We start from the raw sequence: 218 nt of genomic DNA on the forward strand, positions 1-218 counted from the left end.
TGCCAGGCCCGCAATCCGTCATTCAGTGCTACCACTTCCACACCGACGTTTTCCAGACAGCGCGTTACCTGCTTACGGGCGATTTTCGAATCATCGACAATCAGCACCTTGCGCTCACGGGCACGTATCTGCACTTCTTCGGTAATTACACCCTCACTGATCTCTTCACTGATCGGTGAGACTTCGGCGAGGATTTTTTCCACATCAATGATTTCAAC

At 50.9% G+C, this 218-nt stretch carries 1 pseudogene; it reads right to left on the reverse strand.

Annotated elements, in window-relative coordinates:
• Window positions 1-218: pseudogene (locus B2Z72_RS00870) on the reverse strand (chemotaxis protein CheV); the annotation flags it as partial.

The organism is Thalassolituus sp. UBA6592, assembly GCF_002433655.1.
Taxonomy (GTDB): Bacteria; Pseudomonadota; Gammaproteobacteria; order Pseudomonadales; family Oceanobacteraceae; genus Venatoribacter.